The sequence below is a fragment of the Burkholderia sp. BCC1996 genome (assembly GCF_905339955.1).
GTDB lineage: Bacteria > Pseudomonadota > Gammaproteobacteria > Burkholderiales > Burkholderiaceae > Burkholderia.
Genome location: NZ_CAJPHM010000012.1, coordinates 88522 through 113917 on the forward strand (window position 1 = coordinate 88522; position 25396 = coordinate 113917).

General features: G+C 66.8%; 25 protein-coding genes. 13 read left to right on the forward strand and 12 right to left on the reverse strand.

Going from position 1 to position 25396, the window contains the following annotated elements:
• Window positions 1-25 precede the first annotated feature (25 nt).
• Both U4Z64_RS19025 and U4Z64_RS19030 read left to right on the forward strand, forming a co-directional pair.
• Window positions 26-1387 carry an FMN-binding glutamate synthase family protein gene (locus U4Z64_RS19025; protein ID WP_039370809.1) on the forward strand — a complete coding sequence of 454 codons (1362 nt, stop codon included), beginning with the start codon at window positions 26-28 and terminating at the stop codon, window positions 1385-1387.
• Window positions 1388-1618: 231 nt separating this feature from the next.
• Window positions 1619-2977 carry an ammonium transporter gene (locus tag U4Z64_RS19030; RefSeq protein WP_321820715.1) on the forward strand — a complete coding sequence of 453 codons (1359 nt, stop codon included), beginning with the start codon at window positions 1619-1621 and terminating at the stop codon, window positions 2975-2977.
• Between the two features lie 196 nt (window positions 2978-3173).
• Here U4Z64_RS19030 and U4Z64_RS19035 read toward each other — a convergent pair whose 3' ends face one another.
• Window positions 3174-3479, reverse strand: a complete 306-nt coding sequence (locus U4Z64_RS19035; RefSeq protein WP_321820649.1) for a hypothetical protein — start codon at window positions 3477-3479, stop codon at window positions 3174-3176.
• Between the two features lie 349 nt (window positions 3480-3828).
• Here U4Z64_RS19035 and U4Z64_RS19040 point away from each other — a divergent pair, with 349 nt between their 5' ends.
• Window positions 3829-4749, forward strand: a complete 921-nt coding sequence (locus tag U4Z64_RS19040; protein WP_321820650.1) for an SDR family oxidoreductase — start codon at window positions 3829-3831, stop codon at window positions 4747-4749.
• Window positions 4750-4800: 51 nt separating this feature from the next.
• On the opposite strand, the gene U4Z64_RS19045 is transcribed toward U4Z64_RS19040, so the two are convergent.
• From U4Z64_RS19045 to U4Z64_RS19080, 8 genes are all read right to left on the reverse strand, one after another.
• Entirely contained in the window at window positions 4801-7149 is a 2349-nt protein-coding gene (locus U4Z64_RS19045) for a DUF1989 domain-containing protein (RefSeq protein ID WP_321820651.1), read from the reverse strand.
• 120 nt (window positions 7150-7269) lie between these two features.
• A complete protein-coding gene (locus tag U4Z64_RS19050) occupies window positions 7270-8598 on the reverse strand; it encodes an NAD(P)/FAD-dependent oxidoreductase (RefSeq protein WP_321820652.1) in 1329 nt (442 codons plus the stop codon).
• A 115-nt stretch (window positions 8599-8713) separates the two neighbouring features.
• Window positions 8714-9580: a bifunctional 5,10-methylenetetrahydrofolate dehydrogenase/5,10-methenyltetrahydrofolate cyclohydrolase gene (locus U4Z64_RS19055; RefSeq protein WP_124529660.1), complete on the reverse strand. Its 867-nt coding sequence runs from the start codon at window positions 9578-9580 to the stop codon at window positions 8714-8716.
• Window positions 9577-10434 carry a formyltetrahydrofolate deformylase gene (gene purU / locus U4Z64_RS19060; protein ID WP_260426285.1) on the reverse strand — a complete coding sequence of 286 codons (858 nt, stop codon included), beginning with the start codon at window positions 10432-10434 and terminating at the stop codon, window positions 9577-9579. The genes U4Z64_RS19055 and purU overlap by 4 nt, the downstream gene beginning before the upstream one ends.
• Before the next feature lie 73 nt (window positions 10435-10507).
• Window positions 10508-11638, reverse strand: a complete 1131-nt coding sequence (locus U4Z64_RS19065; RefSeq protein ID WP_321820653.1) for an aminomethyltransferase family protein — start codon at window positions 11636-11638, stop codon at window positions 10508-10510.
• A 48-nt stretch (window positions 11639-11686) separates the two neighbouring features.
• Window positions 11687-12703: a DUF3445 domain-containing protein gene (locus U4Z64_RS19070; protein ID WP_321820654.1), complete on the reverse strand. Its 1017-nt coding sequence runs from the start codon at window positions 12701-12703 to the stop codon at window positions 11687-11689.
• Window positions 12704-12713: 10 nt separating this feature from the next.
• A complete protein-coding gene (locus U4Z64_RS19075) occupies window positions 12714-13649 on the reverse strand; it encodes a PDR/VanB family oxidoreductase (protein ID WP_124521255.1) in 936 nt (311 codons plus the stop codon).
• On the reverse strand, window positions 13646-14260 hold the full coding sequence (locus tag U4Z64_RS19080) for a dimethylamine monooxygenase subunit DmmA family protein (RefSeq protein ID WP_321820655.1): 615 nt from the start codon (window positions 14258-14260) through the stop codon (window positions 13646-13648). Before U4Z64_RS19080 ends, U4Z64_RS19075 begins: the two co-directional genes overlap by 4 nt.
• A 224-nt stretch (window positions 14261-14484) precedes the next feature.
• Between U4Z64_RS19080 and U4Z64_RS19085 the strand changes: the two genes are divergently transcribed.
• The 3 genes from U4Z64_RS19085 to U4Z64_RS19095 are packed head-to-tail and all read left to right on the forward strand — an operon-like array spanning window position 14485 to window position 17008.
• The gene (locus U4Z64_RS19085; protein WP_321802426.1) at window positions 14485-15576 is read left to right on the forward strand and encodes a sensor histidine kinase; all 1092 of its coding nucleotides are present in this window, start codon (window positions 14485-14487) and stop codon (window positions 15574-15576) included.
• Entirely contained in the window at window positions 15576-16229 is a 654-nt protein-coding gene (locus tag U4Z64_RS19090) for a response regulator (protein ID WP_321820656.1), read from the forward strand. Before U4Z64_RS19085 ends, U4Z64_RS19090 begins: the two co-directional genes overlap by 1 nt.
• Before the next feature lie 17 nt (window positions 16230-16246).
• Window positions 16247-17008 (forward strand): PAS domain-containing protein, encoded by a 762-nt coding sequence (locus U4Z64_RS19095; protein WP_260427318.1) that lies wholly within the window; start codon window positions 16247-16249, stop codon window positions 17006-17008.
• 116 nt (window positions 17009-17124) lie between these two features.
• Here the strand turns inward: U4Z64_RS19095 and U4Z64_RS19100 are convergent, their stop codons facing one another.
• Complete coding sequence (locus tag U4Z64_RS19100; RefSeq protein ID WP_321820657.1) at window positions 17125-18813, reverse strand: APC family permease; 1689 nt, start codon at window positions 18811-18813, stop codon at window positions 17125-17127.
• A gap of 335 nt (window positions 18814-19148) precedes the next feature.
• On the opposite strand from U4Z64_RS19100, the gene U4Z64_RS19105 reads away from it, so the two are divergent.
• The 7 genes from U4Z64_RS19105 to U4Z64_RS19135 all read left to right on the forward strand — a co-directional run bounded on the left by U4Z64_RS19105 (window position 19149) and on the right by U4Z64_RS19135 (window position 23784).
• Window positions 19149-19496 (forward strand): hypothetical protein, encoded by a 348-nt coding sequence (locus U4Z64_RS19105; RefSeq protein ID WP_321820658.1) that lies wholly within the window; start codon window positions 19149-19151, stop codon window positions 19494-19496.
• Window positions 19497-19506: 10 nt separating this feature from the next.
• Window positions 19507-20073 carry a TetR/AcrR family transcriptional regulator gene (locus tag U4Z64_RS19110; RefSeq protein WP_124488085.1) on the forward strand — a complete coding sequence of 189 codons (567 nt, stop codon included), beginning with the start codon at window positions 19507-19509 and terminating at the stop codon, window positions 20071-20073.
• 225 nt (window positions 20074-20298) lie between these two features.
• Complete coding sequence (locus U4Z64_RS19115; RefSeq protein ID WP_011880657.1) at window positions 20299-20724, forward strand: organic hydroperoxide resistance protein; 426 nt, start codon at window positions 20299-20301, stop codon at window positions 20722-20724.
• Window positions 20725-20791: 67 nt separating this feature from the next.
• Entirely contained in the window at window positions 20792-21826 is a 1035-nt protein-coding gene (locus U4Z64_RS19120; RefSeq protein ID WP_321820659.1) for an alpha/beta hydrolase, read from the forward strand.
• A 275-nt stretch (window positions 21827-22101) separates the two neighbouring features.
• Complete coding sequence (locus U4Z64_RS19125) at window positions 22102-22473, forward strand: CidA/LrgA family protein (protein WP_044847703.1); 372 nt, start codon at window positions 22102-22104, stop codon at window positions 22471-22473.
• A complete protein-coding gene (locus U4Z64_RS19130; RefSeq protein ID WP_321820660.1) occupies window positions 22470-23204 on the forward strand; it encodes an LrgB family protein in 735 nt (244 codons plus the stop codon). Before U4Z64_RS19125 ends, U4Z64_RS19130 begins: the two co-directional genes overlap by 4 nt.
• A gap of 244 nt (window positions 23205-23448) precedes the next feature.
• The gene (locus U4Z64_RS19135; protein WP_044847701.1) at window positions 23449-23784 is read left to right on the forward strand and encodes a hypothetical protein; all 336 of its coding nucleotides are present in this window, start codon (window positions 23449-23451) and stop codon (window positions 23782-23784) included.
• Between the two features lie 156 nt (window positions 23785-23940).
• Here the strand turns inward: U4Z64_RS19135 and wrbA are convergent, their stop codons facing one another.
• Window positions 23941-24543: an NAD(P)H:quinone oxidoreductase gene (wrbA, locus tag U4Z64_RS19140; protein WP_044847700.1), complete on the reverse strand. Its 603-nt coding sequence runs from the start codon at window positions 24541-24543 to the stop codon at window positions 23941-23943.
• 61 nt (window positions 24544-24604) lie between these two features.
• Window positions 24605-25330 (reverse strand): pirin family protein, encoded by a 726-nt coding sequence (locus U4Z64_RS19145; protein WP_321820661.1) that lies wholly within the window; start codon window positions 25328-25330, stop codon window positions 24605-24607.
• Between the last annotated feature and the right edge of the window lie 66 nt (window positions 25331-25396).

Consider the following 25396-nt stretch of genomic DNA (forward strand, 5'->3'; position numbering starts at 1 on the left):
ATCCACGCTCCATCGAGGCCACGCCATGGAAGTCAAACCCATTCATTTCGCCCGCTTGCAGCAGGAAGAGTCGTACGGCTACGACCGCAAGACGATCGACTACATCCACACGGCCGCCCAACGCGGCCTGTACGAGATTCGCGGCCTCGGGGCGAAGCGTCACGTACCGCACTTCGACGATCTGCTGTTCCTCGGTGCTTCGCTTTCGCGTTACCCGCTCGAAGGATATCGCGAGAAATGCACGACGCAGACCGTGCTCGGCACGCGCTTCGCGAAGAAGCCCATCGTGCTCGACATCCCGATCACGGTGGCCGGGATGAGCTTCGGCGCGCTGTCGGCGAACGTCAAGGAAGCGCTCGGCCGCGCGGCGACGGCGGCCGGCACGTCGACGACGACCGGCGACGGCGGGATGACGCAGGAGGAGCGCCGTTCGTCGAAGACGCTCGTCTACCAGTGCCTGCCGTCGCGCTACGGCTTCAATCCCGACGACGTGCGCCGCGCCGATGCGATCGAGGTCGTGATCGGGCAGGGCGCGAAGCCGGGCGGCGGCGGCATGCTGCTCGGCCAGAAGGTCAATCCGCGCGTGGCGTCGATGCGCACGCTGCCGGCGGGCGTCGACCAGCGTTCGGCGAGCCGCCATCCGGACTGGACCGGCCCGGACGATCTCGCGATCAAGATCCAAGAATTGCGCGAGATCACCGACTGGGAAAAGCCGATCTACGTGAAGGTCGGGGCAACGCGCACGTTCAACGACGTGAAGCTCGCGGTGCATGCGGGCGCGGATGTCGTCGTGGTCGACGGGATGCAGGGCGGCACGGCGGCAACCCAGACCTGCTTCATCGAGAACGTGGGCATTCCGACGCTGGCGGCGGTCCGTCAGGCCGTCGCCGCGCTCGAGGACCTGAACATGAAGGGGCAGGTTCAACTGATCGTGTCGGGCGGCATTCGCACCGGTGCGGACGTCGCCAAGGCGCTCGCGCTCGGCGCGGATGCCGTCGCGATCGGCCAGGGGGTGCTGATGGCGCTCGGCTGCAACAGCGAATCGTACTTCCAGGACGGCATGCTGCATTCGGCTGCGGCAGATTACGCGGCGCTGCATACGTCGCCGGGTTTCTGCCACCACTGTCATACCGGCAAGTGCCCGGTGGGCGTGACGACACAGGACGCGGTGCTCGAAAAGCGTCTCGAGCCGGAAGAGGGCGCGCGCCGTGTGCGCAATTACCTGAAGACGCTGAACATGGAGCTGACCACCATCGCGCGCGCCTGCGGCAAGCAGAACGTTCATCACCTGGAGCCGGAAGATCTCGTCGCGCTGACGGTCGAGGCGGCTGCGATGGCGCGCGTGCCGCTGGCCGGCACATCGTGGATTCCGGGCGAGCGGTCATGACCGCGGTGTGACGGTGCGCGCGACATGGCGCCGCGCAGTAGCGGGCGGCGTCATGTCGTCGGTCGCTTCAGAAGCCGCGACCCGCTCGGTGCCTCCGTGCGGTGTCGCGGTGATTCCCGATTTTGCTGGTTCGTCATCGGTTATCGCGTGCATCGCGGGGCGGTGCATGCCTTGGTTCGAGGAAACGACATGAAAAAGACGATTGGCTGGATTCTGTGCGCGTGGCTCGCGATGCTGGCGCTGCCCGTGTTCGCGGACGACAAGGTGGCAGCGGCGGTGCTGGTGCCGAACAAGGGCGACACCGCGTGGATGATCGTCGCGACGCTGCTCGTCGTGATGATGGCGGCACCCGGGCTCGGCCTTTTCTACGGCGGAATGGTGCGGGCGAAGAACATGCTGTCGATCCTGATGCAGACGCTCGTGGTGTTCTGCCTGCTCGGCGTTCTGTGGGCGGTATACGGTTACAGCATCGCGTTCACCGAGGGCAACGCGTTCTTCGGCGGGCTCTCGAAGGCGTTCCTGGTCGGCATCACGCCGGATTCGACTGCCGCGACCTTCAGCAAGGGCGTCGTCATTCCGGAGTTCATCTACGTGTCGTTCCAGCTGACGTTCGCCGCGATCACGCCCGCGCTGATCGTGGGGGGCATCGCCGAACGCGCGAAATTCTCCGCGGTGCTGGCGTTCATGGTGCTGTGGTTCACCTTCTCGTACCTGCCGATTGCGCACATGGTCTGGTACTGGGCGGGCCCGGACGCTTACACGAGCGCCGCGGCGGCCGACAAGGCCGGCGCGACGGCCGGCTTCTTGTTCCAGAAGGGCGCGATCGATTTCGCAGGCGGCACCGTGGTGCATATCAATGCAGGCATCGCGGCGCTGGTCGGCGCGATCATGATCGGCAAGCGGGCGGGGTTCGGCAGGGAGACGATGGCGCCGCACAATCTGACGATGACGATGATCGGCGGGTCGCTGCTGTGGGTCGGCTGGTTCGGATTCAATGTGGGCTCCGCGCTCGAGGCAAGCGGCGCGGCCACGCTCGCATTCGTCACGACGCTTTTGGCAACCTGTGCGGCGACGGTGTCGTGGACCTTCGTCGAATGGTCGCTGAAGAAGAAGCCGTCCATGCTCGGCGCGGTGTCCGGCGCGATCGCGGGGCTGGTCGTGATCACCCCGGCATGCGGATTCGTCGGGCCGATGGGCGCGATCGCGATGGGGTTGATCGCGGGCATCGTCTGCTATTGGGGCGTCAACGGGCTCAAGCGCCTGCTCGGCGTCGACGATTCGCTCGACGTATTCGGGGTCCACTGCATCGGCGGCATCGCGGGTGCGCTGCTCACCGGGGTATTCGCGTCGCCGTCGCTGGGCGGAACTGGGATCTACGACTACGTGGCAAACAAGGTCGCCGACTACCACATCGGCGAGCAACTGATTGCGCAGTGCTGGGGCGTCGGGACCTCGCTCGTGTGGTCGGCGGTCGTGTCGGTTGCCGCATTCAAGCTCGTCGATATGACGATCGGTCTGCGTGTCGACGGTGAGCGCGAACGTGAGGGTCTGGACGTCAGTTCGCACGGGGAGACGGCTTACCATTCGTAACGATCGCGTAGCCGCAAACGCGCATTGTGTGCCGGTTCGCCGCCCCTATCCGGGGCGGCCGAACTGCATCGGTTGTAAAGCGGGGCGGCGAGATTGATTAAGGGAGCGCGTCGACGGATGACTGAATTCGGCGGCAATTCGTCGTTCATCTGTCTGCCCGACGAACGCTTCGATTGCCAGCGCTCCAGTGCGGAAGTTACTTGCCGTGCTCCTCCCATACCTTCGACCATGAACGAATCGCCTCGAGGTTCGTACGGATATCACACAGTACGCCGTCGGCACCCTGGGGATGAAATTGATGTCTGCGAACGCTGTAGAAGTCCTGGGCGAGGATCCTGATGTGACCTACCCTGTCGGCGCAGTAGCCGCAGCGAGCGCGAATGCGACCATGCAGAAGCTCAAGTTGTTCCAGGGCCGAAGGGTTTGGCGCCGCGAGATCGTTTTCGCGAAAAATTTCTTCTATCTCGGCTGCGACGTCGCGAATGATTTCAGATGTCTTCATGGAAAACTTTATCCATAACACCGTGGGCGTTAGCTAGGTAAGATTGGTGCAAATGGGATTTAACAAAGTATATCGTTTTGATCGCGCCATTTTCTTTTTTTCAAAAAATAAGTCGCTGGTAGCCCGGATTTTCGTGGGCACCCATATTGGCGTCTAATGCGAGTTATTTGGCGCATTTCGATAATGATTAAATGCAATGCAAATCACATAATGAAGTAACGGGAATTTATGAAAACCGCGCCATGGGGCATTTCATCGGCAAGCGAGTCGTCATTGCCGGTGGTCCCGGTGGCTTCAGCGTCGGCGCGGCCAGGTGTCGTAATGAACCTGACGATGGGAGAGAAGGGTGATGGACCCGATAACCGCATTGCGCTTTTCGCGACGCAACACCGCGGAGCAGGTCACCGAGGGCCTGGATCTCTCCGGCCGGACGATCCTGATTACGGGCTGTAATTCTGGTATCGGTCTTGAAACGACGCGGGTTTTGGCAATGCGCGGCGCCCGCATCATTGCCGTCGCGAGGGATGAAGACAAGGCGCGCGCCGCCCTGGCGATCGCCGACGCCGCAGATGGCATGGCCGTTGGAGCCGAACTGAGCGATCTCGCTTCCGTTGCCCGCGCCGCCGACCGCATTCGCGCGTGCGGCATCACCCTCGATGCCGTCGTCACCAATGCCGCGATAATGGCGCTGCCAAAGCTGGAGACGGTGAACGGCGTGGAAAAGCAGTTCTTCGTCAACCATGTTGCCCATCATCTGCTGGTGACGCGGTTGCTGCCTTCAATCAACCGCTCGCGCCCGGGCCGGATCGTCATTGTGGGCAGTCATTCCCATCGCTTTGCTCCAGGCGGGAAAGGCATTGATTTCGACAATCTCGACGGTAGCAACGGCTATCGCGGTTTTCCGTTCTATGGCCAGGCGAAGCTCGCCAACATCCTGTTCGCGAACGAGCTTTCACGCAGAGTGGGTCATGTCGGAATCACTGCAAACGCACTCCATCCGGGACTGATCGGCGCCACGGGGCTGCATCGGCATATGCGCGGGCCGTTCAACTGGATCGTCTCGGCTGCGATGCTGTTCGGCAAAACGGTGCCGCAGGGCGCCGCGACAACGTGCCTGCTGGCCGCGCATCCTGCGCTGAACGGCGTCACCGGCCGTTATTTCGCGGATTGCCGCCCTGCCGAATCCTCGGCCTTTGCCCGCGACGCCGATCTCGCCCGGCGCCTCTGGGACCGCACCGAGGAAATCATCGCATCCCACGGGATGACCTGATCCCGAACGCTTCGGTTGCCTGCAGGTGTGTGCAAGGGGCAATCGCATCCGCTAGCCGCGCACGCGCGCCTTCTCCGGATCGTAAAAGATCGGGGCGGTCACCCGCGCGTCGATGCGTTTCTGCTGGCCGTCGAGCTTGCCGACGTGGAGCACGTTGCCCGGCTCCGTGTGGTGAACGTCGATTCGCGCGAGCGCGATGCTCGTGCCGAGGATCGGCGAGCGCATGCCGCTCGTGACGACGCCGACCTGTGCCCGCCCGTTGTGCACGCAATCGCCGTGACGGGCCGGTTCGTTGCCGGCGAGTTCCAGCCCGACGAGCCGGCGTTGCGGATGCGCGCTGCGGCGAAGCAGCGCATCGCGCCCGACGAAGTCGTCGGTCTTCGTCGCGAGCGGAACGCTGAAGCCGATGCCGGCCTCGAACGGATCGGTTTCGTCGGTGAATTCGTAGCCGGCGAACACGAGCCCGGCTTCGATCCGCAACAGGTCGAGCGCGTCGAGCCCGAGCGGCACGAGCCCGTGCGGCAGGCCCGTCGCCCAGATCGCGTCCCATACGGCTTGCGCGTCGCGCGGATGGCACCAGACCTCATAGCCGAGCTCGCCGGTGTAGCCGGTCCTGCTGACGATGACGGGGCAGCCGTCGTCGCCGCCGAGGCGGCCGATCAGGAAGCGGAACCAGCCGAGGCTGTCGAGCGACGGCTGGGTCGCGGGCGTCCGGATCAGCGCGCGCAGAATTTCGCGGCTGCGCGGCCCCTGCAGCGCGACATTGTGGATCTGGTCGGACGACGACTTGACCCACGCCTTCATGCCGAGCGTGTTCGCCTGCTCCCGCAGCCAGATACCCGCGAAATCGTCGCCGCAGATCCAGCGGAACGTGTCGGGGCCGAGCCGCATCAGCGTGCCGTCGTCGAGCATTCCGCCGTGCGGATGGCACATCGCCGAGTAGACGACCTGTCCGACCGCGAGCCTGCGCACGTCGCGCGTCAGGCAGTATTGCAACAGGGCCTCGGCGTCGGGGCCGGTGACGTCGAACTTGCGCAACGCGGACAGATCGACGATCGCCGCGCGCTCGCGGCAGCCGTAGTATTCGTCGATCGCGCCGTAGCCGTCGAACCGCGCCGGCAGGTGCCAGCCGCGGTAGTCGGCAAAGTGGCCCGTGAGCGCCGACGTGCGGGCGTGGAAGCCCGATTGGCGCGTCAGCACGGGCGGGGCGTCGGGGGTGGGTCTGATGGCAGTGGACATGGTGAAGCGCGCCTCGCTCGAATAGGTTCGGATCCGGATGTCGGTCGGTTGCCACGCGTTCGCGGGGTCGATGTCGTCGGGGCACGACGTGCTGACGCACAGCAGCGGCTTCAGCGCGCGCAGCAGCACGTAGTCGCCCGGGCGCGACCACGGCTCGTCGATCGTCATCTGCCCGTGCGCGTCGATCGAGGTGTTGAAGAAGAAATTGATCGCCGGCCAGCCGGGACGCGCGGCGATGCCGTATTCGGCGAGCGCCGCACTGATGTTGTCGCTGCAGTTCGCATGGCCCGGGTAACCCTGCGTGTCGTAATAGCGCGCGGTGCACGCGAGCGCGAACGTGTCGTGCCGGCCGACGGTATCGTGCACGACTTCGAGCATCGGCTGCATGAGCTGATCGAAGAACCGCGAGTACAGACCGGGCATGGGATACGCATGACCGTTCAGCGTGCGGGTGACGGTCGGATCGAGACCGACTTCCCGGTGCCCACCGAGCGCGTCGAGATCGAATGCGACGAAATCGGAGCATTGCCTGCCGTCGACGTCGACGATCTGCAGGTACTCGCCGGCCGCGACCGTGTACGCGACGGCCGTTCCCGGACGGATGACGAAATCCGCGAGCGGATCGGCGAGCGGCACGCTCGTCTGCGTGGCAGCGGACGCGCCCGCGCGCACGACGGACAGCTGAAGCTCCGTCGCCGGCTGGCCGGCCCGGTCCACGGGCACGGGGCCGCCGGGCGCCGCGACGATCGCGACGATCGGCTCCGTCGCGACGAACGTGCGCATGGTGCCGGCGCGGGTGTCGCCGGACCAGAGGACGGCGCCGTCGGGCAACGGCTTGCCCGTCAGCCCGTGCCGTTCGAACAGGGTGGCGAGATCCGCTTGTGCTGCGGAAGCGCCGTTCAGGCATTCGGCGATGAAGCGTGCGCTGTCGTCGGGCGTCAGGGCGAGCGCGGCCAGCGCACTGCCGCCGTCGCGCACGCGCAATGCGAGCAGCTCCGCGCGTTGCCGCCCTTCGACGTCGATCACCTGCAGCGTATCGCCGGCATCGAGCTTGACGGCGGCGAGCCCCGCACCGGCGACACGATGGTGTTCGCGGCCGGCCGCATGCGCGGACAACGCAGGTTCGTGTGGCCGCGACACGGTCGGTGGTCGAATGAGCATGGACGTTCCTTGAATGAGTGGACGGGCGCGGCCCGCGATGCGCGCGGCCGCGAACGGCACGTCGGGCGTCGCGGCACCCGGGGCCCGGTCGGGTGACGCGACAGCGCAGTGCCGTGACAGTCAGCCAGCGCGGACGCGCGGCTCGGGCGCACGCTCGCCGAGGTACGCGTCCATCGAATCGTCGAGCGCGTCGAGCCACGGCGTGTGATGCGGCGGCGACTGGGTGCCGGTCATCAGCGAGCGATACGATTTGTCGCGATAGCCCATGATGTTCTCGTGCTTGTCGTGTTTCCACGCGAGGAACGTGCGATTGACGCCGGCGATGTCGAAGCTCGGATAGTCGGTCGCATCGATCAGGTCCTGGATATAGCTGCCCTGATACTCGAACATCTGCTGGTTGGTGACCAGCGTTTCCTCGCGCGCGCGCCACGCGAGACTGTCGGCGTGCATCGCGTCGAAACCGGGCAGCGCGATGCGGCCGAGGATGACGTCGCGTGCGTACCAGGCTTGCGCGTCGAACATGTTGAACGAGTACCAGAGGTCCTGCATGCCGAGATAGATCAGTTTCGGATTGCGTTCCCAGAAGATGCCTTTGTACAGGTCGAGCGGCCAAAGCCGGTTGTTCGTCTTCAGGCGCAGGCTGTCGGGCAGGAACGGGAAATGGTGCTGGTATCCGGTGCAGAGGATGATCGCGTCGATCTTCTTGCTGCTGCCGTCGGCGAAAAACGCGACGTTGCCGCGCACGCGCTCGAGCAACGGCTTTTCCTCCCAGTTCGCCGGCCAGTGATAACCCATCGGCGCCGTGCGATAGCAGCTCGTGATGCTGCGCGCGCCATACTTGTAGCATTGCGACCCGATGTCCTCGGCCGAATAGCTGCTGCCGACGAGCAGGATGTCCTTGTCCTTGAATTCGAGCGCGTCGCGAAAGTCGTGCGCATGCAGGATGCGTCCGCCGAAGCTGTCGAAGCCGGGAAAGCTCGGCATGTTCGGGGTCGAGAAATGGCCGCACGCATTCACGACGTAGTCGAAGTCTTCCGCGTACACGACGTCCTTGTCGAGATCGTGCGCGGTCACCGTGAAGCGGCCGCTTGCGTCGTCGAACGCAACCTGGCGCACGACGGTGCTGAAGCGGATGTCCTTGCGCACGCCGGCCTTCTCGACGCGTCCCTTGATGTAGTCCCACAGCACTTCGCGCGGCGGATACGACGCGATCGGCTTGCCGAAGTGTTCCTCGAACGTGTAGTCGGCGAACTCCAGGCATTCCTTCGGGCCGTTCGACCACAGATAGCGGTACATGCTGCCGTGGACCGGCTCGCCATGCTCGTCGGTGCCGGTGCGCCACGTGTAGTTCCACATGCCGCCCCAGTCGCGCTGCTTCTCGAAGCAGACGAGCTGGGGGATGTCCGCGCCCTTCGCCTGGGCCGACTGGAAGGCGCGAAGCTGGGCCATGCCGGATGGGCCCGCACCGATGATTGCAACACGTTGTGTCATCGCGTTCTACCTCGTTGGAAGTGGTTAGCCGTGGTTCGGCGAACGGCGCGTGCCGTTCGTGCGCGGACGCGGGTCACGTCGCGCGCTGCCGCCGCGCCGCGAGCGCGGTGTTCTTCATCAGGAAGGCGATCGTCAGCGGACCGACGCCGCCCGGAACCGGCGTCAACGCGGCGGCGACGCGCGCCACGCTGTCGTGGTCGACATCGCCGACGAGCCGCGTCGCGCCGCCGGATTCGATGCGGTTGATGCCGACATCCACGACGACCGCGCCCGGCTTGATCCAGTCCGCATCGACGAGCCCCGGCTTGCCGGCCGCCGCGACGACGATGTCCGCCTGGCGGCACAGTTCGGCGGCGTTCGCGCTGCGCGAGTGGACGGTCGTCACCGAGCAGTCGGACTGGAGCAGCAGCGCGGCCATCGGCTTGCCGACGATGTTCGAGCGCCCGACGACGACTGCATGCTTGCCGCGCAGGTCGCCGACGATCTCCCGCAGCAGATGCATGCAGCCCGACGGCGTGCACGGCACGAGCGCGTCCTGGCCGAGCGCGAGCCCGCCGACGTTGTCGCGATGGAAGCCGTCGACGTCCTTGCGCGGATCGATCGCGTCGATCACGGCCGCGGCGTCGAGCGGCGCGGGCAGCGGCATCTGCACGAGAATCCCGTGGACGTCGGGGTCGGCGTTCAGCTCGGCGACGAGCGCGAGCAAGTCGGACGCGGCGGTGTCGGCGGGCAGCCGATGCTCGATCGAACGGATGCCGACCTGCTGCGCGCGCAGCATCTTGTTGCGCACATAGACGTGGCTCGCCGGGTCGTCGCCGACGAGTACGACCGCGAGGCCGGGCAGCACGCCGTCGCCGCGCAGCCGCGCGACGTCGTGCCGGACGGATTCCAGCAGCGCGTCGGCGATCGCCTTGCCGTCGATGATCGTCGCGCCGCTCATCGGAAGATCACCGTGCGGTTCTGGTTCAGGAACACGCGGTGCTCGGTGTGATACTTGACCGCACGCGACAGCGCGACCGTCTCGGTGTCGCGTCCGATCGCGACGAGATCGGACGGCTGCAGCACGTGGTCGACGCGCTGCACCTCCTGCTCGATGATCGGCCCTTCGTCGAGGTCGGACGTCACGTAGTGGGCGGTCGCGCCGATCAGCTTCACGCCGCGCTCGAACGCCTGGTGGTACGGCTTCGCGCCCTTGAACCCCGGCAGGAACGAGTGGTGGATATTGATCGCGCGGCCGGCGAGCCGCTCGCACAGGTCGTTCGACAGGATCTGCATGTAGCGGGCCAGCACGACGAGTTCGGTGCCGGTTTCGTCGACGATGCGCATCAGCTCCGCCTCCTGCCGCGTTCGGGTGTCCGGCGTGATCGGCAGGTAGATGAAGCGGATGCCCTCGCGCTCGGCCATCGGCCGCAGATCCAGATGGTTCGACACAACCGCGGTGATCTGCATGCGCAGCTCGCCCTTGCGGAAGCGGTACAGCAGGTCGGACAGGCAGTGGTCGAACTTGCTGACCATCAGCAGCACCTTCATCGGTTCGCCGGCGCTTTTCAGTTGCCACTGCATCGAGAAATCCCGGGCGACGCCCGCGAAATCGCGCTGCAGCTGCTCGACGTTGCCGTTCGCACCGGTGTTGAAGCGGAACACGGCGCGCATGAAGAACGTGCCGCTGACCTCGTCGTCGTATTGCGCCAGCTCGCCGATGTAGCAGTTCGATGCGGCGAGATGGGCGGTGACGGCAGCCACGATGCCGGACGTGGCCGGGCAGCTGATCGTCAGGATGTAGTTCGGATTCACGTCGTGTGTCCTCGAAACGGATCGGAATGCGGGAAAGGCCGGCCGTCGCCGGTCATGCATGGTCGTCAACGCGTCAGCCGACGGCCGTGCGCTTTTTCTTGTCGGGATCGTCGAACGGCAACAGCGCGGTGGTCGCGCGCGTCTCGACGCTGCCCTTCACCACGAGCGGCACGCCCGCACGGGCATGCCGGACGTCGAGTCGGGCGAGCGCGAGCGAGCGCCCCGTCAGCCGCGAATACATCGCGCACGTGATCACGCCGGCCGCCTTGCCGTCGTGCCAGAGCGTGTCGCCGGCCTGCGCGGTCTTCGCGGCCTCGAGCTCGACGCCGAAGATCCGGAACCGCTCCTTGCCGGCGAGCCGGAAGTGCTCGGCCGCGCCGCAGAATTCGGTCTTGCCGGGCGACACCGTGAAATCGAGGCCGAGTTCCCACAGCGTGTCGCCGGCGCGCTCGTCGGCAAACGGGTACATCTCGGAGTTGTCGTACGGGTAGAACAGCAGGTAGCTCTCGACGCGCAGCCAGTCGAGCGCGGTGAATGCGCAGGGGACGATGCCCATCGCGCGGCCCTTGTCGAGGATCGTGTCCCAGATGAACGGCGCGTCGGCGGCCTTGCAGAAGATCTCGTAGCCGCGCTCGCCGGTGTAGCCGGTGCGCGAGATCATCGCCGGCCGGCCGAACAGGCGCGTCTGCACATGGTGGAAGTACGGCAGGTTGCGGATGTCCGGCACGTATTCGGCAAGGAAGTCGACCGCGACTGGCCCCTGCAGCGACAGGTCGTGCAGGTCGTCGTCGAACAGCACGGCGACCTGCCGGCCATACGCGGAGCGCACGAGGCGCTCGTACCCCGCGCCCGCGCCATGGACGACCATGAACGCATTGGGGCCGGTGCGGTAGACGATGCAGTCGTCGATGAACTTGCCGCTCTCGTCGAGCAGCGTCGCGTACACCGACTTGCCGGGATACAGCTTGCCGATGTCGCGCGTCGTCGCCCAGTTCAGCAGGCTTTCGGCGTGCGGGCCGACATAGTGCACCTTCTTCAGCCCCGATACGTCCATCAGGCCTGCGCGGGTGCGAATGGCCTCGTGGTGGTCGGCGAGATCGGTCGCATAGGTCCATGCGGTGCCCATGCCGTTCCAGTCCTCGAGATTCGAGCCGAGTGCGCGATGCCGGTCCGCGAGGGCGGAGATGCGCCAGGAGTTCGCCATCTTGAATGCTCCAAACGAAAGTGAAGGTCGATTACGGAAAACGCCGGGTCAGGCGTGGACGTCGAACCGGCTGAGCCATTCGACGAGCGTGTGCCGGTAGCGGGTCATGCCCTTGTATTCGGCGATCGGGTCGGGCAGGTCGCGCAGCACGCGGTGCAGCCGGCGCGCCCACACCGGGTTGCCGACGAGGTCGGCCATGCTGCACAGGTAGGTGCGGATGCCGAACATCAGCGCATTGCTGCGCGCAAGCCGTGCCATCAATTGCAGCTCGACGCGCAGGTGCACGGCTTCGCCGACGTTGTCGGGCGTCACGCGCCCGCGGTCCGCGCCCCACTGGTGATAGGTCTCGGGCGACGTGTCAAGGCGCGGATGAATGGTCAGCGTCCAGTTCAGGCGGCGCACGGGGTGGCCTGCCTGCACGCCGAGCAGGTATTTCAGCGCGCGGTCGAATACGCCCGCCTGGTGCGCGAGCGGCACCGGCGCGTGCCATTGTTTGAAGCTCATGCCCGCATCGAACGCGAGCGACCAGTCGGCCGGGCCGGTGACGACGCCGGCGTCCATGTACAGGTCGCCGTCGCGCTGGTCGAGCAGCGCGATGTCGCCTTGCGTCTGCCGCATGACGTATTCGAGCGGGCCGTACGGCAGCGTGCGCGCGTCGCCGAACACGAAGGCCTGGTCGAGGTCGAGCGCGTGGTTCCGCCAGTGCCAGCGATCACCGTCGCGCTCGAGCGCGAACCACGCCGGATAGTCGTGCGCGAGATGCGTCATGATCATCTCCAGCGTGTCCCAGCACGCGGTCTCCATGTGCGGCATCACGATCGCGCGGCGCGGATCGGCGTCGAGCACGCGGGCGCGTTCGGCGATCTCGGAACGGTAGTGCTCGTCGATGTCGAAGTGGTGCGCGAAGACCGAGCCGGGATCGCGCGGCGTCGCGGGCTCGAGGTTGACCGAATACATGTACCGGTCCTCGGGGAACGGAAACGGAAAGCGCGCGATCGCCGCCGGGCTGTTGCGGAACGAGAAGTCGTCGCGATAGGTTTGCGCGGGCTTGATGAATACGCTCATGGCTCGGATCTCACAGGTCGAGGGTCAATGCGGCGCCGCACGCGCGCGATACGCAGGGCATCAGATGGGTGGCGCGCGCGTCGGCGTCCAGGAACGCATCGCGATGCTCGACCGTGCCGTCGAGATAGCGCGTCGCGCACTGGCCGCATGCGCCGCCGCGGCACAGGTTCGGCACGTCGATGCCCGCCGATTCGAGCGCCTCGAGCAGGCTCTGCTCGGCGCCGACCGCGATGCGGCGGCCGCTGCGGCGCAGGTCGACCGCGAACGGCTGGCCCGGCGCCGGCGCCACGAAGGCTTCCCAGTGCACGCGGCCGGCCGGCCAGCCGAGCGCGGCGGCCGCGGCGCGCACCGCGTCCAGCAGGCTTGCGGGGCCGCACACGTAGACGTGCGTGCCGAGCGGCTGCCTTTGCAGCATCGCGATCGCATCGAAGCGTGCGTGCACGCCGTCATAGCCGTGAAAGCGCGCGCCGAGCCGCGCATCGAGCGATGCGCGATAGGCATCCGTCAGGCCCGCGCGGTACGCATGGTGCAACTCGTGGCTCGCTTGCCGGCGCTCGAGTTCCGCGAGATGCGCGATGAACGGCGTGATGCCGATGCCGCCCGCGACGAGAACGTGATGGCGCGCGGTGGTGTTCAACGCGAACAGGTTCGCCGGGGCGGTGATGCGCAGGCGCGCGCCGGGTTCCAGACGGTCGTGCACGAACGCGGAGCCGCCGCGTGACGACGCGTGACGGCGCACGGCGATCCGGTAGAGGTTTCGTTCGGCCGGATCGCCCGCCAGCGAATAGGCATTGCGATAGGTGCGGCCGCCGTCGTTCAGCACGACTTGCACGTGGCTGCCGGACGAGAACGCCGGAAGGGGGCCGTCGAGCGCCGTCAGCACCAGTTCGCGCACGACGGGTGTGAGCATGCGGGCTTCGGCCACGCGAACGTCGAGCAGGCTCATGCGCGGTCTCCCGCGCAGGGCTGGTCGGCATCCGCGCAGACGCCGAGATAGGCGCCGAGCCGCGCGGAGAAATGCTGGCGGACACTCAGGCGGACGTCGCATGACGGGCAGGTGACCTCGTCGGGCTCGTCATGCCCGTCGTGCCCGTCGTGCGCATGCGCGGTCCCACAATGCACGCAGTACACGGTGCGCCGCGTGCCGGACACGGCCGCGGCCACCTCCTCGGGCAGCAGGCCGGCCGCCTGCGCGATACGCCGAATGTGCCAGACGAACGTCTCGTCGCCGCACACGTAAAGACGCACGCCGACCGTGCTTTCATCCAGCCGGTGCCGCACCTCGTCTTCGAGCGTGTCGAGCGACGCGTGAAACACGGTCGGCAGGCCGATTGCCTGCAGCTTGCCGAGCGTGACGAGCAGCGCGCTGCCCGGCAGCCCGGCGAGCGCGTTGATGAACGCCGGCAGCGCGTGGAGCGCGTCGCCTTGCGCGACCACGAGATGCGAGCGGGCCTCGGCGCAGGGCTGCAGCGGCGCATAGTGCGGCAAACTCGGCGGCACGAACGGCGTATGGGCCGGTTGCCGGCTGCGGGCTGCGAACGGTTCAATTGAGTGCATCGATCGGCTCCCAAAATGGGGCGTTTGCATCATGAATGGGCGTACGCTCGGCGACGGTCGTGGCGTCACGTTTGCGTTCCTGTTGTTCAACATAGTTTCTTGCCAGTAATTGCCGTTCAATCCTGAAGAGGAGGTACGCCCTAAGAGGTAGCGCGCCGGAACGGCGTCGAAAGGCATGGAACTTGCGTCGTGGTTCGATCCTGGTTTGTCCGTGCCGAACGACCGTGACTCCTGACGACAGCCTGACCGACCGATGCATGCGGCCCGCCGGCGGCGCGTCGTTGCCGACGCGCATGCGTGACGCGCTGCTCGCGTTTCTGGCCGGATACGTCAATGGCGCGCCACGCCACGTGGCGTTTCACGCGTTCTTCACGGGGCTCGCGCGCGAATTGCCGGACGCGCGGATCGTGCTCGCGCTCGATGGCGGCGCGGGCTACGAATCCGCGCCGGACACGCTGGTGCGATGCACGCAGGGGCATCGCTGCAAGCTGCGGCATGGGGCAAGCGACGGCGCATGCGAACTGTGTCCGGACTGCGTCGGGCAGGGGCACGGGCGCGCGGTGCGCGCGCTCGGCGACGCGGTGCTGGTGCTGGACGTCGCGCTGCCGGCGGCGCCGACGCTGCTGATGGACCTCGAGATCGTCGCGATCACGATCCGCGCGGCGCTGATGCGTCGCGCGCCCGCCGACGCGCACGGGCGCGACGCGACGAACCCGTCGGAGGCGCTGACACGCGAGTTGCACGACTCGGTCGCGCAGCAACTGGGCTTCATGTCGTTCCTGGTCGCTCGCCTGCAGCAACAGGACACGACCGGCAACCCGCTGTTGGCCGAACTGCGCACGATGACGACGCGCCTGCAGCGCCAGGTGCGCGAGCTCATTACCAGCGCGCGGCTGACGCTCGACGGGCGCTCGCTGCAGCAGGCGCTGGCCGAGTCGGTCGCGGAATTCTCGCGCCGCTGCGATGTGGTGTTCGAACTCGACAATCGCGTGCCCGACCTGCGGATCGATCCGCGCATCGCGCTGCATATCCTGCAGATCGTCCGTGAAGCGCTGTCGAACGTCGTGCGTCATGCGCAGGCCGGCCATGCGTGGATCACGCTGCGGACCGACGGCGACGGTTTGCAGGTATCCGTCGTCGACGACGGAATCGGGCTCAGCGAGGGATCGGCCGACCTGAACCACTACGGCCTCGACATCTTGCGCGAACGCGCGGCGGCGATCGGCGGACGCATCGCGATCGACAGCGGCGCCTGCCGCGGGACGCGCGTGATACTTGTCGTGCCGGACGGCGCGACATTCGGAGAGACATCCTGATGGAACCGACGACGCTGCTGTTGATCGACGATCACCCGCTGTTTCGCCGCGGCGTGGCCGAATTTTTTGGTGCGACCGGAGAATTTCGCGTGGTCGGCGAATCGTCGAACGGCGCGCAGGGGATTTCGCTCGCGGGCATGCTGCGCCCGGAGCTGGTGCTGATCGATCTGCACATGCCGGGGCTCGGCGGGCTGCAGGTGCTCGACGGGCTCAGGCGCAAGGAAGTCGATTGCGTGAAGGTGCTGCTGACGGCGTCGATGGAGCGCGACGAGCTGCGCGCGGCCGTGCGGCTCGGCGCCGACGGCTACGTGCTGAAGGAGTCGGAGCCGCAAGCGCTGCTCGCCTACGTGCGTAGTTGCATGCGGGGGCTCGTGGTGCTCGACGACGAACTCGTCGACGAAGACGGCGTCGCCGGCGCGCATGCCGACGCGCGGCCGGCCGACCTGACCGCGCGCGAAACGCAGACGCTGACGCTGATCGCCGACGGCATGAGCAACAAGCAGATCGCGCGCGTGCTCGGCATCAGCGAGGGCACGGTGAAGGTCTACGTGAAGAACCTGCTGCGGAAACTGGACGCGCGAACGCGGCTCGAGCTGGCGGCATCGGTGCACCGGCGCGCGATCGGCGCATCTACGCGGGAACGGGGGGCGTGATGAAGGACGGCGCGCGCGTGACTCAGCCTGTTCAGCCGACGCAGCCATCGAGCGGCGCGTTCGACGTGGACGATTGCCCGCTCGCGCTGCTGAAGCTGGACGGCGCGGGACGGATCGCCGGCTTCAACGTCGCGTGGACCGACGCGATGGAACGGCCCGCGGCCGGTCGGCGCTTCGTCGATTACGTGCATCCGGAGGACCGGCGCATCTGGAGCGGCATGCTGCAGCGTGCGCGGGCGATCTCGCGCGGTGGGGTTCGCGAGCGTCTGCGCTGCGTGCGTCCGGACGGCGAACTGCGCTGGTTCGAGGTGTCGTTGAAGAGAAATGCCGGCGGCTCGTCCGTTGCGCTGTCCGACGTGACGCTCGACCGCCGTCGCGAGACTTCGACGCAGGCACACCTGAGAAGCGTCGCGGGGCTGCTCGACAGCATTCCGGGCCTCGTCTACCGCGGCCGCAACAACCGGCTGTGGACGATGGAGTACGTGAGCGCCGGATGCGAGGGCTTGACCGGCTATCCGCGGCAGTGGTTTCTCGACGGGCATGCGCACGCATTCGGGCAGCTGATCGTGCCCGAGGATGCCGATTACGTGTGGACGGGTGTACAGCAGGCGCTGGCGGTGCGCGGCGTCTTCGATCTGCGGTATCGGATCAGGTGCGCCGACGGACGAATCAAGCCGGTGTGGGAGAACGGCGTCGGGATTTATTCGGCAAGCGGCGAGGTGTTGGGCGTCGAGGGCGCGATCTTCGAAGTGCGGCCGGGCGACCGGTCGGGCGCCTGAGCGGCCGACGCATTCGCGCGGCCAGCCGCGCCCGCGCCGCATTGCCGGCGCGAAAGCGCGACGCCCGGTCGTGAACCGGGCGTCGTTTCGATTCGCGTGCAACCGCGACGGCGCGCTTATGGCGCGAACCAGTGCGTCGCAACGACGACCGCCACGCCGAGCAGCAGCGTCAGGTACGGCAGATAGCCGGCCTTGCGCGGCTGCATGCTGCCGGACAACGCCATGTCCTCCCGCATCTGGTCCGGGAAGCGGCCCTTGTCGGTCACGTAATGCCGCCAGGCGAACACCGGCAGGATCAGCGCGGCGAACATGAGGCCCGAGACCAGCGTGCCCTTGCCCCACACGTCGGCGCCGAACCCCATCAGCGCGAGGTTGACGAACGACAGCAGCGTGCCGAGCGCGAGCAGCCAGCGCGGCGCCCTGAACGGGCGCGGCCAGTTCGCGCGGTCGAGGCGGTGGATCCAGGCCGCGTTCAGGTTGAGGAAGTTGAAGATGATGTACCCGACGTTCGACATCGCGAGCACGACGGTGTAGTCGGACATCAGCAGCAGAAACAGGTTGAAGCCGAGATCGGTCCACATCGCGCGGGTCGGCGCGCCGTTCTCGTTCACGTGCGACAGGTACTTCGGCAGCCAGCCGTCGACCGATGCCTGATACAGCGTGCGCGACGATCCGGCCATCGACGTCATGATCGCGAGCACCAGCGCGAATACCAGCATCGGTTTCAGGATGTACTCGCCCCGGTTGCCGACGTGGACGATCTGCGCCATGGCTTCGGCGACGCCCATGCCGCTGAAGATGCCCGGCGACAGCACGCCGTCGTAGACGGCCGCCTGCGTGACGTTGCCGGCCGCATCCTTCACTTCGGGCGTGACGAGCTGGCCGAGGCCCAGCGCGCCCTGGAACGCGAGCGGGACCATCGTGAAGAACACGATGCACAGCAGGCCGGAATAGACGATGGCCTTGACCGTGTCGCGGCGCGGATCGCGAAACTCGCGCGTGTAGCAGACCGCCGTCTCGAAGCCGTAGGTCGACCATGCGGCGATGAACAGGCCGCCCGCCATCAGCTGCAGGCCCGCCAGACTCCATGTGCCGTCGATGACGCGGCCGGCCGCATCCTTCGCGAGCGGGTAGAGCGGCAGCAGGTGCGACTTGGGCAGGTCGCCGCTCAGGATCGGATAGACGCCGACGAGCAGCAGCGGCAGCAGCGCGGCGATCGCGAGAATCATCTGGAGTTTTGCGGCCTGCAGGATGCCGCGATGCTGGACCGCGAAGGTCGCGAGCAGGATGATCGCGCCGATCACGAAGGTCGCGTTGATGCGCAGCGACAGGCCGCTCGCGAGCCAGCCGAGATCGAGCAGCGTGATTTGCCAGGTGTTGATCGCAGCCGTGGCCGGGAACAGCATGTTCAGCACATAGCCCGCGCCCATGCCCGAGCCGATCGCCAGCACCGGCGACCACGCGAACCAGTTGCACCACACGGACAGCGGCGCGAGCAGCTTGCTGTAGCGCACCCACGCGATCGCACCGTACACCGATGCGCCGCCCGACTTGTGCGGAAAGAGTCCTGCAATCTCCGCGTAAGAAAACGCCTGGACGAAGCCGAACAGGATCGAGATCATCCATACGATCCACGACGGCTTGCCGACGGTGGCCGCGATGGAGCCGATCGAGAAGAGCACGAGCGCGGGCACGCCGCTCGCGACCCAGAACGCGCCGGTCCAGCTTATCTTGCGCTGAAGTCCGGCCGTCTCGCCATGCGCGGCGGGGAAATCCGCCGGTGCGCTGTCAGGGAGGGAACTCATGGGGGTCTCCGTCAAGTCGGGTTGGGTACGATGCGATCAACGATCGTTGGCCAATAACGCGCAAACAACTCTCTTGAAGAGGTACTCCTTCCGAGAGAGAACCGGCGTCGCACGGCGACGGAGGGGCGATGCCGGCACGCGCTCGGGCGCGCATGTGCGGAAATCGCGCAGGCGAAGCGGGGCGCGCTTCGTTAGGTTGACGAAGAAAATGGAACGAAGGGATGGTGTCCGGTGAGTGGTGCGCCGCGACCCGAGCATGGGCGGATCGTTCGAAACGTTCGTTGCCCACGCGTCGTCGCCTGTCCGGGGAGTTCCGCCCGCCGCCGCGCTCTGGCGTGACCCGCACGCTGTTGCGCGCGTTGATCGCGATTTCCTCGTGGTTCGCGTTCGAGACGAACACCGACGACAGCCGGTCCAACGTCAGCTTGCCGTCCGGCTTCGAATACTCGACCGGCGCGCATCAGCGCGCCGTCACTGACGGTCGTCTGAATCGTCGCGAGCAGGCCGCGTTCGGCCTCTGCCCGGATTACGCGTCCCAAGTTGTCGCATTAGTTCGCCCGCGCCGCAGGACGGTTGTAAGCAATCGCGGCGGCACGGCGCCACGCGAGCCGGCACCCGGGATCCGCCGGGCCTTTCATCGCGCCCCACAAAAAAGTCTTGACTATCTATCTATGAGTAGATAAAGTTCGATCCATGGAAACGAAGACGACCGTCCGCGAACAGATTCTCGACCACGCGATCACGCTGATGATGCTGCGCGGTTACAACGGCTTCAGCTATCGAGACCTGTCCGATCTGGTTGGCGTGAAGACGTCGAGCATCCACTACTACTTCCCGTCGAAAGACGATCTCGTTCTGGAAGCGGTGGCGGCGTACAGCGACGAAGTGCTTGCGGCGATGCGTGCGATCGATCCGGCATTGCCGGCCGACGTCAAGCTGAGCCTCTACACGAAGCTGTTCGGCAGAACGCTCGGCGACGGCAATCAGATCTGTCTGTGCGGCATGCTCGCGGCGGACATCGAATCGTTGCCGGAGCGCGTGCGGCAGGCGGTTCAGGCCTTTTTCAAGGCCAACGAGAACTGGCTCGCCGAGTTGCTGGCGCAGGGCGCGAAGGAGCGCACGCTGCAGTTCAGCGGCACGCCGGAAACGGCGGCGCGCACGTTGTACGCGGCGTTCCAGGGCAGCGTGCTGGCCAGTCGGCTGTTTCATACGCGGGCGCGTCTCGAGGATGTCGAGGCCGTCTGGAAAACCCGGTCCTGACGGACGGGGCAGGCAGTCAGGCGGTTCGCCGCCTTTTGTTGGGGTTAGTTGTCTATCTCGTAGTAGATAGATAATCGGGCGGATGGATTCGATCATCCGCATTTTTTGGGGATATGTATCTATCTATGAGTAGATAAACAAACGTGATGCCGGCGGCCAGGCCGTCGGCGCGCGATCCCGGTTGGAAGGCTGTTTCACTCACTCATCATTGAAAAGGAGTCTGTCATGTCGATCGAAAAAGTGCTGTACCGCGCTCATGCAAAAGCCACCGGCGGCCGTGACGGCCGTGCCACGGTGCCCGAAAGCGGTCTCGACCTGAAGCTGACCACGCCGCGCGAACTCGGCGGTGCGGGCGGCGCCGGCGCGAACCCCGAGCAACTTTTCGCGGCCGGCTACAGCGCGTGCTTCATCGGTGCGATGAAGTTCGTCGCGGCCCGCGACAAGATCGCGATCCCCGCGGACGCCGCGATCGAAGGCAGCGTCGGCATCGGCGCGATCCCGAACGGCTTCGGCATCGAAGTCGAACTGAAGATCTCGCTGCCGGGCCTCGACCGTGAAACCGCGCAAACGCTGATCGACCGCGCGCACATCGTCTGCCCGTACTCGAACGCGACGCGCGGCAACATCGACGTCACGCTGACGCTCGTCTGATCGCACGTACTACGAAGTAATCCGTCGTCATTCATTGCATACACCGGTTGAGCCAAGGAGTCTCATCATGAAGATCGTCAAGCCGCTGCTGATCGCCGCTGCCGTTGCGGCCGCGTTGTTCAGCGCCCCCGCCGCCTTTGCCGCCGGCAGCGACGGCGTCCGTCCCGATACGGCGACCAGCGGGTTGCTCGCCGTGCTGAACGGCCAGAAGGGGCCGGGCCTCGAAACGCTGAGCCCCGCGAAGGCGCGTCAGGTGCTGGTCGACGCCCAGCGCGGCGCGAAGGTCGACCTGTCCGGCATCGACGTATCGAACCGCACGATCGAGCAGGACGGCCTGTCGGTGCCGATCACGATCGTGCGTCCGCAAGGAGTGGCGGGCACGCCGCCGGTGTTCATGTTCTTCCATGGAGGCGGCTGGATTCTCGGCGACTTCCCGACGCATGAGCGCCTGGTGCGCGATCTGGTGGTGCAATCGGGCGCCGTCGCGGTGTTCGTGAACTACACGCCGTCGCCGGAAGCGCATTACCCGGTCGCGATCAACCAGGCGTATGCGGCGACGAAGTGGGTCGCCGCGCATGGCGCGGAAATCGGCGTCGACGGCAGCCGCCTCGCGGTGGTCGGCAACAGCGTCGGCGGGAACATGGCGGCCGTCGTCGCGCTGATGGCGAAGGACAAGGGCGGCCCGGCGATCCGCTTCCAGGGCCTGTTGTGGCCCGTGACGGACCACGACTTCAATACCGGTTCGTACAACGCGTATCAGCAGGGGCACTTCCTGACCCGGCCGATGATGAAGTGGTTCTGGGACGCCTATACGAAGAACGAAGCGCAACGCAACGAGATCTACGCGTCGCCGCTGCGTGCGAGCACCGCGCAGTTGAAGGGATTGCCGCCCGCGCTGATCCAGGTCGCGCAGTTCGACGTGCTGCGCGACGAAGGCGAAGCGTACGGCCGCAAGCTCGACGCAGCCGGCGTCGATGCGACGACCACGCGTTACGACGGCACGATTCACGACTTCGGTTTGCTGAACGCGCTGGCCGAGGATGCGCCGACCAAGGCGGCGATGAAGGCGATGGCCAACGAAATCGCGACGCGCCTGAAGTAGGGCTGCGGGCGGCATTCGAACGGGTTCGAATGCGAACGGCGAAGCGGCGGGCTTAGGTCCGCCGCTTTCGCATGGGGAGCGGGGCGGCAGGGCCGTCGAAACGCGACCCCGGCGGCCGGATCGAAGCGGCCCGATGCCGATCCCGAGCGCGTGTTGGCCCGCGGTGCCCGCCGCGCGCATTGTTGGTACGATCGCGCGTATCGTCCACGCCGGCGTCGCATGCCGCCGGCCCATCGGCTGCACGGTCACGCGGCCACGTTCGGGAGAAGCGGTTCATGCTGCAGGCGTTCGCGGTCTTGCTGACCTTCCAGTGTCTCGGGGAAGGGGTGTCCTACCTGTTCGGCCTGCCGGTGCCGGGCCCCGTGATCGGCATGCTGCTGCTGTTCGGTTTCGTGATGCTGCGCCCGCGGGTGGCCGACGCGATCGAGCCCACCGCGCTCGAGCTGCTGCGCCATCTGTCGCTGCTGTTCGTGCCGGCCGGCGTCGGCATCATGGTGTCGGCCGACCGCGTGCGCGGCGATGCGCTGGCGGTCGTCGTCGCGCTGGCGGTGAGCACGTCGCTCGCGATCGCCGTGACGGCGCTCGTCACGCGCGCGTTGCTGCGGCGCCAGCGGCGCGCGGACGGCGCGGCGGAGGGCACGCAATGACGGCCTTCCCGAAGCTCGGCGCGATCTGGGTCTACCTCGCCGCGACCCCGCTGCTCGGCCTGACGATCACGCTGATCGCGTACCTGATTGCGCAGGCCGTCTATGCGCGGACGCGCTTCAACCCGCTCGCGAACCCGGTGCTGATCGCGGTCGCGCTGATCGTCGTGCTGCTGACGATCACGCACACGCCGTATCCGACGTATTTCGAGGGCGCGCAGTTCGTCCACTTCCTGCTCGGCCCGGCGACCGTCGCGCTGGCGCTGCCGCTGTACCGCCAGTGGTCGAAGCTGCGGCGCGCCGCGGTGCCGCTGCTCGTCGGGCTGCTGGCGGGCTCGCTGACCGCGATCGTGTCGGCGGTCGGCATCGCCGCGCTGTTCGGCGCGTCGCACCAGACGATCGCGTCGCTCGCACCGAAATCCGCGACCACGCCGATCGCGATGGCCGTCGCGCAGGAAATCGGCGGAATTCCGTCGCTGACCGCCGTGCTGGTGATCTCGACCGGCATCTTCGGCGCCGTGTGCGCCCGCGCGATCCTGAACGCGCTGCGCATCGAGGAGCCGGCCGTGCGCGGTTTCGCGCTCGGCGTCGCGTCGCACGGGATCGGCACCGCGCGCGCGTTCCAGGTCAGCGAGGAGGCCGGCGCGTTCGCGGGCCTCGGGATGGGGCTGAACGGCGTGCTGACCGCATTCGTCGTGCCGATCCTGCTGCCGGTGCTGTCGCGCTGGATCTGAGCGGCGCAGGGCAGCGGCGGCGCGCGATGCTATCGGTTTCCCTGATGGCCGAGCCCCCCGCGCCGGCCCGCCGGGCGCCTGCCGCGGATGTATCGTGGCCGTTATCGGGAGAATTCAGGAACCGGCACGGACATTTGTGCAGCGATCGGCTAACGTTGCATCGGCGCCGTGGCGGCACGCCGACGTCCGTCGCGTGCGGGCCGGCGTTCGACCCACATCCAACAATCGACAAGGAGAACCGGTCATGACGAAGTCTCGCGTGGTTTCGGTGGCAGTGGCAGTAACGGCGTCGTTCGGTCTGCTGTTGACCGCGGCGCCGGCGGCATATGCGCAGGATCCGGCGTCCGCGCCCATTGAGAATCCGGCATCCGCACCGACGCAGAAGCAACTCGACAAGGCGCAGAAGAAAGCTGCCCGCAAGGCAGCGCGCGCGCGCCACGCGAAGGACCTGAAGGCGATCGGCACGGGCACCGGCTACCGGCTCACCAACGACCAGAGCAACTATCCGCAGAACGCGGTGGAGAAGGCGCCCGCGACGAAGGCGGCGCCGGCGCCGGCCGCGCCTGCATCGGGCCAGTAACGGCCGCAAACGGCCGCAGGCGGCCGGCAAGGGCCGACGTTGGTTCAATGAAAAACGGCGCCGGGTTCGACCGGCGCCGTTCGCTCGTGTGTGTGCCGCGCAAGCGCCACGCGCCGCGGCCCCGGGGCTTCCCGGCACGCGCGGCATTCGTTCGCGTTACGACGCGAGCTTCGCGGCGAGTTCCGCGACGTGCTTGCCCTGGTAGCGCGCGATGTCGAGTTCGTTCGCGCTCGGCTGGCGGCTGCCGTCCGCGCCCGCGAGCGTGGTCGCGCCGTACGGCGTGCCGCCCGTGATCTCGTTCATGTTGACGAGCCCGCTGCACGCATAGGGCACGCCGACGATCACCATCCCGTGGTGCAGCAGCGTCGTGTGGAACGACGTGATGGTAGTTTCCTGGCCGCCGTGCTGCGTGCCGGTCGACGCGAACACGCTGCCGATCTTGCCGACGAGCGCGCCCTTCATCCACAGGCCGCCGGTCTGGTCGAGGAACGTGCGCATCTGGCCGGCCATGTTGCCGAAGCGGGTCGGCGTGCCGAAGATGATCGCGTCGTAGCCCGCGAGTTCGTCCACGGTGGCGACGGGGGCGGCCTGGTCGACCTTGACGCCGATCGCCTTCGCCTGGTCGGCGGGAATGGTTTCCGGCACGCGCTTGAGCGTGACCTCGACGCCGGGCACCGATTGCGCGCCTTCCGCGACGTGCTGCGCCATCGTTTCGACGTGCCCGTAGGACGAGTAGTAAAGAACGAGTACCTTGGCCATGTTGCGAATCTCCGATTAAGAAGGCCCCGCCTTCAGCGGGGCCCGAGGTTCCAAGCAGGCGTCATGCCCACTCGGCCGTCACTTCGACCGGACGCAGGTCGAATACCAGCACTTCGGCATCCTTGCCGTCGGCGAACGTCAGCGCCTGTTCGTCGCGGATGCGCGCGCCGTCGCCTTCGCCGAGCGTCACGCCATTGACCGTCACGCTGCCGCGTGCGACATGCACGTAGGCGAAGCGGCCCGGTGCCAGTTCGAGCGTGGCGCGCTCGTCGCCGTCGAACAGGCCCGCGTAGATCCGCGTGTCCTGACGGATCTTCAGCGAACCGCCGTTGCCGTCGGGCGACACGATCGGCGTGAGCTTGCCGCGCTTGTCGGCTTCCGCGATGTTCGTCTGCTGATAGCGCGGCTCGGCACCCTTCTCGGCCGGTCCGACCCAGATCTGCAGGAAGTGGACGGGCGTCTCGTGCGAGTGGTTGAACTCGCTGTGACGCACGCCGGTACCCGCGCTCATCAACTGGACGTCGCCCGGCACGATCACCGACCCGGTGCCCATCGAATCCTTGTGCTCCAGCGCACCGTCGAGCACGTACGACAGGATTTCCATGTCGCGGTGCGGGTGCGTGCCGAAGCCGCGGCCCGGCGCGACGCGGTCGTCGTTGATCACCAGCAGGTCGGAGAAGCCGACTTGCTTGGGATCGTAGTAGTTCGCGAAAGAAAACGTGTGACGGGAGCTGAGCCAGCCATGCTCGGCACGGCCACGTTGGTTTGCTGCACGAGTCTCGATCATGATTTTTCCTGGATGTCGCCGGACCTCGGAAGTGGGCCCGGCCGTTCGTTGAGATGAATCTTAGGT